The organism is Streptomyces glaucescens, assembly GCF_002154375.1.
Taxonomy (GTDB): domain Bacteria; phylum Actinomycetota; class Actinomycetes; order Streptomycetales; family Streptomycetaceae; genus Streptomyces; species Streptomyces glaucescens.
This window is the reverse complement of the sequence record NZ_MUND01000293.1, coordinates 1-12,222: the sequence shown is the minus strand read 5'-3', so window position 1 is coordinate 12,222 and position 12,222 is coordinate 1. Positions and strand designations below refer to the sequence as shown.

Annotated in this window: 8 protein-coding genes; 2 read left to right on the top strand and 6 right to left on the bottom strand. The window is 73.6% G+C overall.

Features of this window, described 5'->3' with window-relative positions:
* Positions 1–69: 69 nt before the first annotated feature.
* Together CCN42_RS19850 and CCN42_RS19845 are read right to left on the bottom strand one after the other, a co-directional pair.
* Complete coding sequence (locus CCN42_RS19850) at positions 70–1,518, bottom strand: amino acid permease (protein ID WP_086737477.1); 1,449 nt, start codon at positions 1,516–1,518, stop codon at positions 70–72.
* Positions 1,515–2,192: a FadR/GntR family transcriptional regulator gene (locus CCN42_RS19845; RefSeq protein ID WP_086172074.1), complete on the bottom strand. Its 678-nt coding sequence runs from the start codon at positions 2,190–2,192 to the stop codon at positions 1,515–1,517. The genes CCN42_RS19850 and CCN42_RS19845 overlap by 4 nt, the downstream gene beginning before the upstream one ends.
* A gap of 258 nt (positions 2,193–2,450) precedes the next feature.
* On the opposite strand from CCN42_RS19845, the gene CCN42_RS19840 reads away from it, so the two are divergent.
* A complete protein-coding gene (locus CCN42_RS19840; RefSeq protein ID WP_086737475.1) occupies positions 2,451–2,672 on the top strand; it encodes a hypothetical protein in 222 nt (73 codons plus the stop codon).
* Between the two features lie 44 nt (positions 2,673–2,716).
* A complete protein-coding gene (locus CCN42_RS19835; protein ID WP_158102108.1) occupies positions 2,717–4,657 on the top strand; it encodes an aKG-HExxH-type peptide beta-hydroxylase in 1,941 nt (646 codons plus the stop codon).
* Here the strand turns inward: CCN42_RS19835 and fxsT are convergent.
* From fxsT to CCN42_RS19815, 4 genes are all read right to left on the bottom strand, one after another.
* Positions 4,562–8,962 (bottom strand): FxSxx-COOH system tetratricopeptide repeat protein, encoded by a 4,401-nt coding sequence (gene fxsT / locus CCN42_RS19830; RefSeq protein ID WP_086737471.1) that lies wholly within the window; start codon positions 8,960–8,962, stop codon positions 4,562–4,564. The two genes, CCN42_RS19835 and fxsT, sit on opposite strands and share 96 nt — an antisense overlap.
* Positions 8,959–10,089 (bottom strand): AAA family ATPase, encoded by a 1,131-nt coding sequence (locus CCN42_RS19825; protein WP_086737469.1) that lies wholly within the window; start codon positions 10,087–10,089, stop codon positions 8,959–8,961. The genes fxsT and CCN42_RS19825 overlap by 4 nt, the downstream gene beginning before the upstream one ends.
* On the bottom strand, positions 10,086–11,579 hold the full coding sequence (locus CCN42_RS19820; RefSeq protein ID WP_086737467.1) for a VMAP-C domain-containing protein: 1,494 nt from the start codon (positions 11,577–11,579) through the stop codon (positions 10,086–10,088). Before CCN42_RS19820 ends, CCN42_RS19825 begins: the two co-directional genes overlap by 4 nt.
* The coding region (locus tag CCN42_RS19815; protein WP_143661960.1) for an effector-associated domain 2-containing protein at positions 11,572–12,222 on the bottom strand (651 nt) is incomplete at its 5' end. The genes CCN42_RS19820 and CCN42_RS19815, both read right to left, overlap by 8 nt.

The window sequence follows — 12,222 nt, the reverse complement described above, 5'->3', positions numbered from 1 at the left end:
CGTCCGCGACGGAACTGCTGTACATCACTGCCTGGTTCTTCGGTGGGTGGGTGTCGGCCGGGGCGTGGTTCACACGTCGGCCTTGGTCGGGTTTCCGATGCGGCCGCGGATGGCGTACCAGCCGGCGACCAGGGCGGCGACGATCAGCGGCAGGCACAGCACGGTGGTGCGTCCGGCGCCGCCGTCGGCGTACATGAGGACCAGGACGGAGGCGAGGAAGGCCAGCGTCACGATCTCGGTCCAGGGGGAGCCCGGCAGCCGGTAGCCGGGGCGGTCCAGCTCGCCCCGCCGGGTCTTCCGCCAGAACAGCAGATGGCAGACCATGATCATGCCCCAGGTGGCGAGGATGCCGAGTGCGGCGAAGTTCAGGACGATCTCGAAGGCCTCGGCCGGCACGACGAAGTTGAGGCCTACGCCGAGGACGCAGATGCCGCTGGTGAGGAGGATGCCGCCGTAGGGGACCTGGCTGCGGCTCATGGCGCCGGTGAACTTCGGGGCGGAGCCGTGCACGGCCATGGAGCGCAGGATGCGGCCGGTGGAGTACAGGCCGGAGTTGAGGGAGGACATCGCCGCGGTGAGCACGACGAGGTTCATGATGCCGCCGGCGGCGGGGATCCCGATGTTGGAGAGCACGGTGACGAAGGGGCTCTCCCCCGCCTGGTACGACGACCAGGGCAGCAGCATGGAGAGAAGGACGACCGAGCCGACGTAGAACAGGCCCACGCGCCACATGATCGAGTTGATCGCCTTCGGCATGATCCTCTCCGGGTTCTCGGTCTCGCCGGCGGCGACGCCGACCAGTTCGACGGAGGCGTAGGCGAAGACGACGCCCTGGATGATCAGCAGCATGGGCAGCAGGCCGTTGGGGAAGACGCCGCCGTTGTCGGTGATCAGCGACGGTCCGGGGGTGTGGCCGTCGACGGGGTGCTGGGTGACCAGCAGGAAGATGCCGATGCAGAGGAAGACGACGAGCGCGCCGACCTTGACGATGGCGAACCAGAACTCCAGTTCGCCGAAGATCTTCACCGAGATGAGGTTCACGGTGAGCACGACGGCGAGCGCGACGAGTGCGAGCACCCACTGGGGGATGTCGGAGAACATGCCCCAGTAGTGGGTGTAGGTGGCGACGGCCGTGATGTCGGCGATGCCGGTGGTCGCCCAGTTGAGGAAGTACATCCAGCCCGCGGTGTACGCGCCCTTCTCGCCCATGAACTCGCGGGCGTAGGAGACGAAGGCACCGGAGGAGGGGCGGTAGAGCACGAGTTCGCCGAGGGCGCGCACGACGAGGAAGGCGAAGACGCCGCAGACGGCGTAGGCGATGAAGAGGGAGGGGCCCGCGTCGGCGAGGCGGCCGCCGGCGCCGAGGAAGAGGCCGGTGCCGATGGCTCCGCCGATGGCGATCATGTTGACGTGCCGGGACTTGAGGGACTTGCTGTAGCCCTCGTCTCCGGCATCGACATGGCCGGAACGTTTCTGCACGCCGGTCCGCACATCGTTGTGCAGGGACTGCTCGCTCACGCCTCGGGTCCGCCTTCCGTGGGGGTGTCCGTGCGCGCGGGGCGCACGATGTCGGTGAGGGTGGTCTCCACGCGGTCGAGGTGGTGCGACATCGCCTCCACCGCGTCGTGCTCGGAACCGTCGATCAGCGCCTCGACGATCGCCCGGTGCTCGCGGTTGGACTGCTCGCGCCGGCCGCCCAGCTCGTTCAGGAACGCGGACTGGCGGGCGAGGGCGTCCCGGATCTCCTCGATCACCCGGCGGAACACCGGGTTCTGGGCGGCCTCGGCCACGGCCAGATGGAAGAGGGTGTCCATCGCCACCCACGCGGTGGTGTCGCGCTCCCGCTCCATGCGGTCGAGGAGATGGGCCAGGTGGTCGAGGTTCTCGGGGGTGCGGCGCAGCGCCGCGTACCCGGCGACCGGGATCTCGACGTGCCGGCGCACCTCCAGCAGATCGCTGGCCGCGTAGTCGCCGAAGGTGGGGTCCTCGACGCTGTCGGCCACCACGAAGGTGCCCTTGCCGGTCTTGGCCACGGTCAGCCCGAGCGCCTGCAGCGCCCGCAGCGCCTCGCGCAGCACGGGCCGGGAGACCTCCAGGGTGCGGCACAGCTCGGCCTCGGAGGGCAGCTTGTCGCCGATGGCGTACTCGCCGCGCTCGATGGCACCGCGCAGGTGGCCGAGCACCGCTTCCATGGCGCCGACCCGTCGTGGGACAGGAACGGCTGTCTGGCTGTCTGACAGGTTCACGGGGGACGATCCTCCGGGGAGCCCGGCACGCTGTCAAGGCGCGGAAAGAAGAATTTCATACGGAGAGCGGGCTGAAAGAAGACTTCCCGACGCTCGGGCGTGCGCCGGTATCCGCCGGTGAGCGGAGCATGTGCGCCAACACCCCTTGGTCGTCTGTCTTTTGACGGTCTTCCCGGAGGCTGTGGCTTCCGTCACCATGGGGGCATGGCGGACATCGGGACATCAGCGAAGACACTGCAGTCGGACCTCATCGACCTGTCGGACGTACCCCTGGCCCGGCTGGGAGAGGTCGCTCTCCTGCCCTCGGCCGTGACCGGCCTCCTCGACGGGCTCACGGCCTCCCCCACGCCCCTGTGCGAGGGCCAGATGGCCGCGCTGTGCGGCACGGCACCCTGGGCGCCCGGTGGTACGCCGCGTGAGAGTTGACCGGCCCTGAGCGGTTCCGGCTGCCGCTGAGCACGGTCACGGCGGTGGCCACGGGACAGCTGGGCGACGCCGACCTCGCACTGCTGCGCTCGTCGCAGCGCAGCCGTCTGCTGCTCGCCCTCGCGGCGATCCTCGCCCACGTCGGCCGCGCGGACGAGGTCCCCGGACCGGCCGCCGCCCGGCCCCTTCGGCCCGCCGCCGCGTGGGAGCTGCTGGCCACGGTCCAGCGCGCCGACCCGGCGGCCGTCGAAGCCGTGCTGGCCGACCCGGCCGTCGGCCTGTGGGCGTTCCCGATGCTGCGCAAGCTCCGCCACGGTGCCGCCGCGGTCGGCACGCAGATCCCGGGCTGGGCGGCGGCCTCCGTGTTCGCCGTGCTGGCGGGTGCCGCGGCCGTACGGGCGGGGGTGCGCACCACGATCCGGGTCCCGGCCCACCACGGGCGGGTGTGGCTGCCCTCGCTGGGGGTGACCGACTCGGTGGGCCGCGGCGTGTGGGCGGTGGTGACGCTGGACCACGGGCCGAACGGCACGGTGGTCTTCGGCGACTGCGGCTCGGTGCGGCTGCCGGACGACCCGGCGCGGGTCTCGGACGGCTGGCATCCGCTGCCGCGCCCCGGGGGCATCGGCGGACCGTACGGCACGGGCGCGGTCGCCCTCGACCATCTCAGCCCGTTCCGCGACTTCCGCTCCCTGCGCGAGCCGGCCGCCCTCGCCCCCCGGGACCTGGAGCGCTGGCACGAGCTACTGGCCGAGAGCGACGCCCTGCTGCGGCGGGAGCAGCCGGACGCGCACCGGCTCGTCTCGGGCACCGTCCGCACGATCGTGCCGGTCGAGGGGCCCAGTCCGCTGCGGGTGGTCAGCGCCACCGATCCCGACGCGCCCGGTGCCGTCACCATGTCCCTGCCGCTGGACGCGGCGGCGATGGCGGCCGTGCTGATCCACGAGGCCCGGCACAGTCTGCTCGGTTCCCTGGCCGCCCTGGTGCCGCTGCTGCTCCCCGTCCAGGAGGGACCGGAGCCGACCTACTTCGCCCCGTGGCGGGCGGATCCCCGGCCGCTGCGAGGACTGCTCTTCGGCACGCATGCCTTCGCCGGGGTCATGTCCTTCTGGCGGGCCCGGCGCGCCGTCGAGAGGGACCGCGCGGAGTTCGAGTACGCGCTCCACCGCCACCAGGTCCGACCCGCCCTGGCCGCGCTGCGCAACGCCGGCGGGCTGACCCCGGCCGGCGGCCTGGTGGTGGAGGGGCTCGCCGCGTCGGTCCACGGGGACCCCGGGTGCGCGAGGCAGCACTCCCCCGCCCCGGCCGCCGGGGACGAGCCGCGGGGCGGAACCATGTCGCCCGGGGAGCTGGCCGGACTGGCCTACGGCGACGAGCGGGCCGCGTGGCGGGTGGCTCATCTGGTGGTCGACGACGATGACGCGCTGGCCCTGGCCCGGCGGCTGCTGGCGGGCCGGCCGGCTCCCGCGCAGCTGCCGCCGGCCCGGATGCGGCCGAACGGGAGCGGTGCCCCGCGGCCCGCCGACCACCAGGCGGCCCGGACCTGGCTGGCCCGTCTGTGGTGCACCGACCGGGAGGCCTTCGCGGCCGTCCGCCGGGAGCTGGCCCAGGGGCGCAGCCATCCGCTGGGCGTCAGGGGCGCGACCCTCGCGGACGCCCTGCTGGTGGCGGGCGAGACGGACGCGGCGCTGCGCCGGTTCCGCCGTCAGCCGCCGTCCCCCGACGCGTGGACCGGCATCGGCCTGGCCTGCCGGTCCGACGCCGCGGGGCTGCTGATGGAGCGCCCGGAACTGGTGCTGGCGCTGTACGAGGCACTGTTGCGGCTGGGGGCGCCGCCGCCCGGCGCCGAGCACCTGGCCGGCTGGCTCGGTGCGGGCGCGCGGCCCCCCGGCTCAGATGCTCAACGCGTCGATGTCGCAGTTGGCCCGGATGCCGTTGGCGGCGTCCCGGGTGGCCTGGTGGTCGGGCCCGAGCACCCGGCGGAATGAGGCGAGCGCCCTCTCGTAGTGCTCCTTGGCCTCCAGCGTCCGTCCGAGGCCTTTGAGGTCGTACGACAGATTCAGCCGGACCGCGAGCGTCGAGGGGTGTTCCTCGCCGCGAGCCTCGACGCTCTGCCGCAGCACCTCGGCGTCGATGTCATGGGCCTGGCTCACCTCGCCCAGGGCGAAGTGGTCGCTGGCCAGGTTGGTCCGGGCGAGCAGGGTGCGCGGATGGCGTTCGCTCAGCACCCGGCTGAGTCCGGTCACCGACTCCTCGTCGAGCGCGCGCGACTCCTCGATGTGCCCGAGCAGCCGCGACGTCACGGCCAGGTTGGTGACGGTCGCGTAGGTGTGCGGGTGCTCGGGGCCTAGGATCTCCCGGATGTACGTCATGGTCTGCCGGCCGAGCGCGGCGGCACCGGCCAGGTCGCCGGTCTGCCGCAGGTCGGTCGCGTGGTTCAGCGCCGCCCGGACGGTGTCGAGGGACTTCTCGCCCTGTTTGCGCCGCAGCAGTTCCAGCACTCTGCGGGACAGTTCCAGGGCGCCGGTGTGGTCGCTGGTCTTGCGCCGGGTGACGGAGAGTTCCCGGGTGATCCACACGGTCAGCGAGTGCTCCTCGCCGAGCATCTGCACCGCGCGCTCCCGCAGCGCCTCCTGGCCTTCCAGCGCCTCGCGGAACCGGCCCAGCTCCTGGAGGTCGATGTAGAGCTGGTGCAGGGTGCTCAGGGTGAGGAGGTGGTCGTCGCCGATGACCTCGACCCGGCGCTGGTAGGTGTCCTCGTCCAGTTGCCGGGCCTGTGTGACGTCCCCCGCCAGCCGGAGGCTCACCGCGTAGTTGTGCGCCGCCTGGAGGGTGCTGGGGTCGTCGGGCCCCTGCTCCCGCAGCGTCGTCTCGTACGCCTGCTGGTCCAGTTCCCGGGCGCGGTAGAAGTCGCCGCGGGCGCGGAGCACGATCGCCAGGACGCTGAGGGCGCGCTGGGTGGCCTCGTGCCGCTCGCCGAGGACCCTCCGGTACCGCTCGACCAGCTCGGACTGGACCTCGTACGCCTCGGTGTAGCGCCCGAGCCAGCGCAGGGTCTCCGCCCGCACCTGGTCGATGGAGAGCACGTGCTCGTGGTCGTCGCCGAGGAGGGCCCGCCAGCGCACCGCGGCGTCCTCCGCGGCCTCCAGCGCGGGTTCGTAGTCGCTGCGGGCGAGCAGGAACCGCGCCTCGTTGAGGACGAGTTCGCGGACCCAGCCCTCCTGGCACTCGACCATGCCGGAGGCGCGCACGTGCGGCAGCAGCGCCGAGTAGCGCGGCCACATCGTGGAGCGCTGGGGGTTGCGGGGGTCCGCGTGGGCCAGGATCTCGTGCGCGCAGTGCCGCATCTCGGCGCGTTCGCGGCTGTTCATCTGCTCGATGAGCACGCGCTGCACCAGGCGGTGCACCTGGATGGTCGACTTGCGGTGGTCGATGCGGGCGAGGGCGTAGCGGCCGATCTCGCGGACCGCGCGCGCCAGTTTGATGGGATCGTCCAGCGCCTCGCGCAGGGCGGGCGGGGCGGTGACGCCGCGGACGGCGGAGAAGAAGTCCCAGTCGATCGGCTCGGGGGCGAAGAACGCGCAGACCTGGAGCAGCTGGAGGGCGGCGGGGTGGTCCTCGCGCAGCCGGTCCAGGGAGAGGTTCCAGGCGGCGGCCACCGGCAGGTCGTAGTCGGCGGGCGGGTCCACCCGCAGGAGTTCGGCGTACTTCGTCTCGAAGAGATCGAGGTACTGGTGGACCGGCATGCCGGTCTCCGCGAGCCACACCGCGGCCTGCTCGACGGCCAGCGGCAGATCTCCGAGGGAGTCCGCGAGCCGGTCGGCCGCGTCCTCGGGAATGTCCGGACTGCGTCGTTTGATGAGCGCGACGCTTTCCTCACGTGCAAACACATCGACCTCTAGGGAATTGGCCAGGCTCGACCACTGAGCGTTACGGGAGGTGACCAGCACTCGCCCCGGCCCGTCGTTGGGGAAGAACTGCCTCACCTCCTGAGGGTTCTCCGCGTTGTCGAAGACCAGGAGCCAATTCGAGTAGGGTTCGCCGACCCTCAAGGCCTCCAGGACGGCGGTCACGGCGCTTCGGTCGGCGCCCGCCCGCAGGTTCATCTGTTCCCCGAGTTCGATCAGGGACTGCACGATCAGGTTGGTCTGTTCGGCTGGAATCCACCAGATCAGCCGGTAGTCGCGACTGTGCCTGTACACGTGTTCGATCGCGATCTGGGACTTCCCGACCCCGCCCATGCCGTGCAGGGCTTCGGGGAGGACCGCGGTCGTCCCCTCGGTCAGTCTCCGGTTGAGCTGTTCGAGGAGTTCCTCGCGCCCGGTGAAGTTCCGGTTCCGCTGTGGCACGTTGCCCCACAGGCGCGGCGGCACATCCGTACGAGTGACGGTCGGGACGGGCTGCGACGCGGTGGACACGGAACCTCCTGGGGCTTCCTGCGACGGGTCTGTCTCCTGTCCGTGCGGGGCAGGAGGCGGCGAGTGCGGACGGTCGCCAACCGTAGTGGACGCATCACCCTCTGTCACCTCATCCGGTGGGGGCGGGGCGTCCGCTTCGTGGAGGAGCCTCCGCAGCCGTCCGGCCCGCGCCGAGTAGGGGCCGGACAGCGCGGACAGCGCCGACTGGAGGGGGCGCACGAAGGGCAGGGTGGCGGCGGTGACCGGGGGATCCGGGGCGTTCAGACGCCACTCGACCACGCGCTCCCCGCCCGCCACCCCGGCGGCCAGCCGAGGGCCCAGATGGGCGGCGACCTGGCGCAGCACGGTCAGGGTCTCGGCCCGGGTGCCGAGACCGAGCAGCTCTTCCCTGACCCCTTCGTCGAAGTCGAAGGAGACCAGCCGGTCGTCCTCGGCGTCGATCCGCCGGTCGGTGCGGCGCAACAGCCCGAACAGCGCGATCTCGGCGAGGTTCCACGCCTCGGCGCCGGGCAGGGACTTCTGGATCAGCCGCATCACCGGCAGATTGAGCGGCGCGGCGGCGAGGCGGCGGGCCAGGGCCACGGCGTTCGGCGACGCCCGGGCCAGGAACTGCCGGACCGCGTCCCGCGCCCGCGGGGGCGGGCTCTCCGGCAGGGGCGGGAGCTGCCGGGACGCACCCAGGTCGCCGCGCGGGCCGGTGAGCAGGACGGCCGTGTCGTGCTGCCGGCCCTGCGCGGCCACCAGACGCGCCCAGCGTCCGAGGGAGCCCGGCGTCAGTTCCAGCACCGGCACCGGCACGGCCTCGTCGAGATGTCTCGGCGGCAGGGAGTCCAGGGCCATGCCGGGGCTGTCGGTGCTCAGCACGCTCAGCCGCCGGTTCGGCAGGGCGGGGTGCGAGGCGTCCAGTCGCGCCCGGACGGCGCTCGGCAGGGTGAACTCCCAGACCTCCTGCGGCATGAGGCTGAGCACGGCGGTGGGGCGGGTTCCGGCGCTCGCGCTCAGGAAAGCGGCCGCGTTGCCGTTGCGCCAGGACTGCGCGAACCCGTCGGTCACCACCAGCACCAGGTCGTCCCGCCCGGCGCCCGCTGTGGGGACCCGGCGCCGCTGCCGCCGCACCAGGGAGCCGGCGGTGGCGACGTCGAGGGGGGCGACCGTGATGCGCCGGAACGCCGCCGTCTGCTCCAGCAGGCCGCGCAGGGCACGGACCGTGTCGGCCCACAGCTCCATCGAAGGGTGGGTGTCGACCAGCAGGGTGAGGCTGAGCCGCCGCTCGTCCGGCTGGCGGCAGACCGGGAGCCACAGGTCGTCGGCGGCGATCCGGTCGGCCGTGGCCTCCTCGTCGAGCTCCTGCGCGCCCGGTTCCGGCCGGCGCAGGCGCAGCGGGCGCAACGCGCGGGCGAGAGCCAGTCCTCCGCGGGACAGCGGCGAGGAGGTGACGGCCGCCGCGTCCGGCCCGGGGGGCGTCCCGAACGCCGACGTGTCGGTTCCGGATGTTCCGAAGGCCGCCGCTCCGGGGCCTGCGGCCGCCTCGGCGGCCGGACCGTGGCTCGGCTCGCCGTCGCCCTGCGCGGACTCGTCCGCGGTCACCGGCGGCGGGGCCTTCGGCTCCGGCCGGGAGCCGCCCGGTGCCTCCCGGCCCGGGCCGCCGGTGGTGTCGCCGACGGGCGTGGTGTCCTCGTGCCGCCGGTCCCGCGGCCTCGGGGGCGCCTCGGTCCGGCCACCGCCCGGGCGGGCACGGGCCGGACCGCCGCCCGGGCGCCGGGGGGTCCAGTCCCGGTAGGGGGCCGCGGCGTCCTGGCAGGCGGCCAGGTAGACGGCGTCCCTCAGTTCGTCCCAGGAGAGCCCGGCCGGCGGCGGTTCCGCGGGGTCGCTCATTCCGGCCTCACCGCCGGAGCCGTGCCGTCCAGCCGGTGCCAGATGGCCTCGGTGAGGTTCTGCAGCCCTTCCTCGTCGCCGCCGGTGCGCGTCGCGGCCAGGTGGAAGGCGTTGAGGAGCTGGTCGATGCTGAGCCCGCCGCGTTCCCGGCTGCGCTTGAGGAAGTTGGCGATGAGCGTGCCGCCCCACTCCTGCGCGACCTCCTCCCCGAAGTGCGCGGCCACCATCCCGGCCAGGTCGTCGTCGCCGGGTTCCGGCATCTGCAGCAGCAGACAGCGCCGCAGGAACGCGGGCGGGAACTCGCGTTCGCTGTTGGACGTCATCACGACCAGCGGGAAGGCACGGCACCTGACCACGCCCGCGGTGATCTCGGCCTCGCCCTCCGGGTCGTCCGTCTGCACCGTGACCACCGGGTTGCGCCGCCGGGCGCGCCGCAGCTCCGGGATGGTGAACGTGCCGTCCTCGAACACGCTGAGCAGGTCGTTGGCGAGGTCGAGATCGCTCTTGTCCAGTTCGTCGATCAGCAGGACGCGCGGTTCCTCGTACGGCAGCAGGGCGGTGCCGAGCGGGCCGAGCTGGATGTAGTCCCCGATGTCGGGCGGTGCCGTGGGACCGTGTTCCGCCGGGGTGTCGCCGGCCGCGGCGCGCAGTGCGGCGGTGTCCTGGACACGGCCGATCGCGTCGTACTCGTACAGCCCGCGCTGGAGCGTGGTCCGGCTCGTGATGTGCCAGCGCAGCACCCGGCCGAGCCGTAACTCGCGGCTGATCCGGTAGGCGAGGCTGGACTTGCCGGTCCCGGGGCGGCCGCTGACGAGGAGCGGGCGGCGCAGCAGCAGGGCCGCGTTGACCAGGTCCGCCTCCCGGCGCGCGTAGGCGGGGGCGTATCCGGCGGGCCGGTGGCCGCCCAGCCGGCGGGCGGTCTCCGCCTCGTCGGCGGGCGGAGGCGCGGTCACGGGCCCGCCGTGGAACGCCCGCCACGGCGGGGGCGGTGGGAGGAGTTCTCCCAGGGTGGTGTCGGGCAGCGGCTCGCCGGTGCCCCGGTAGATCCACCAGCGCGGCCGCTCGCCGTCGAGGGCGGGCGGGGCGGCGTCGGGGTGGGGTACGGACGTGTCGTCAGGTGGCGTCACTGGCCCTCCTCCACGACCGTGCGGGCGGTCTCGTGGCCGCTGCCCGGGGAAGCGACGGGCATACGGTCCGGGTCGTCCCACAACAGCGCCACGTGCGGGCCGACGACGGCGTTCGCCTCAGCATCGCGGTCGGCGGCGGCGATGCGCAACGCCCTGACCACACCGGGCAGTCCACGTGCGTCGTGGCGCTCCAGCAGGCTGCGCAGTTCCGCGCGGAAGGCGGGGTCCGCATGGCCCCTGCGGTCCCAGAGGACGATCGGCACGCCCGCCCGCAGCGCTTCCCCCAGTTCGTCGGTGCGCCGCCGCGCCGTGCCGTCCCGCCAGGCGCTGCCCGGCGCCTCGCTGAGCACGACGACCGCCGGTGGCGGCTCGGACAGCAGGTGGGCCCGGCCGTCCTCGGGGAACCAGTGGACCCGCCCGGCCTTTCCCTCGGTGAACGCGCGCCATCGGCTCCCCCAGCGGCCGTGCAGGTCGCGCCGGTCGTGCCGGTCCAGGCTGCGCAGGACGACGTGATGATCCTCCCCCAACACCCCACCCACTCCTTGAAAAGCGGCCTTGCGCCATCGTTCCACGCGCAGGTCCAGCAGAGCACGCGGAAGGACGAACTCGATCGCGATGTCCGTCTTCAGATATGCCCAGTCGCTCTCCGCTCGATGGATGAGTTGACGCACGGCCCGTTCCGCGTGCTCCAGGGGCATGCGCCGGTCCGCGCCCCGCTGCTGCTGTCCCGGATGCGTCCGCCACCAGTGGGAGAGCAGGACCTCGGTACGGCTGTCGGAGTCGAGCAGCGGCCGCAGGCGCAGGACCAGGTAGCTCGTGGGGTTCCAGACGTCCCCGGGGTGGGGGGCCGGGGCCTGGCCGTGCCGCTCCTCCTCGGGGTCCCGGGGCGCGGGGAGGGTGTCGTGCGCGTCCGCCCAGTCGGCGAGGGCGAAGTTCCGGCCGTCGCCGGCCAGGACCAGCTGCCGCAGCAGCTGGAAGCAGGGCAGGCTCTCTCCGGGGCGCGCGTTGAGCGTCGCGGCGTGCAGGAAGACGGACCAGGGTTCGGTGCAGTGGGCCGGCGGACCGGGGCGCCCGCGGCCGCCGAGGAACTGGGCGTACCAGCGGCGCAGGTCGGGCACGCGGACGTCCTCGAGCAGGGTGAACACCTCGTTCCACTCCTCGGCGTCGAACAGTTCCACCTCCCAGGCGGCGACGGCCACCTTCAGCCGCTGGATCGCCGTCGTGTTGCCCTCGCGGACCTCCAGGTGGCGTACCAGCGGGGCGAGTCCGTCCGGCCGGTGGCACATCTCCTCCATCAACTGCACGAGGAGCGCACGGCGCGACATCGGCACGGTGCTGTCGACGGCGGCCCGGGAACGCGGGCCGAATCGGCGGACCATGTGCCCGAAGGCGAGGGGGTCCAGCAGCGCGCAGACGTCGTCGGCCACGTCCACCAGATAGCGCGGCAGTTCCCGCGGCGCGTCGTCGACGCGCTCCCGTGTGTCAGTCATCCGCGCTCCCCGTGGCGGCGGGGTCCGCCGGGTGCGCCGCGCAGCAGATGCGGTCCAGGACGGCGACGGCGTCCAGGACGGACCGTGTCTCGCCGCCGAGGGCCAGTACCGCGGCGCGCAGCGCCGCGCAGCCGCCGGGCCGGTCCACGCAGGCCTGCACCAGACCCTGCAACTGCTGCCGGGGCCAGGGGTGGTCGGGCGCGCCGCGCCGGATCGGGGCGGGCAGCTGGGCCCGCAGCAGCCGGCCGCTGTCGTGGCCGATCTGCGGCACGTCGAGCAGGGCGTCGGCGAGTTGGTACTGGTCCTCCGTCGAGGGAGGTGCGCACGGCGCGGCGGACGGCGGGCGGACGGCCCGGGCCAGGGGCGGCCACAGCTGCGCCGCCGCCTCGACCGGCAGCATCCAGGCGACCTTGGCCGCGCGGTCGGTGAGCGCGGCGGTGACGAGGCCGATGACCCGCCGGTCGGCCGGATCCCACACGGCCGCCCCGCTGAACCCCCGTTCGACCGGGGCCCCGGTGGTGCGCAGGCCGTCCAGCTGGACCCAGTCGGGGCAGGCGCCGCCGCGGCCGGTCACCTGGGCGGTGGCGATGAGCCCGGCCGGACTGCCGCGGGGGTAGCCGACGAGGGCGACGCGCCGGCCGGC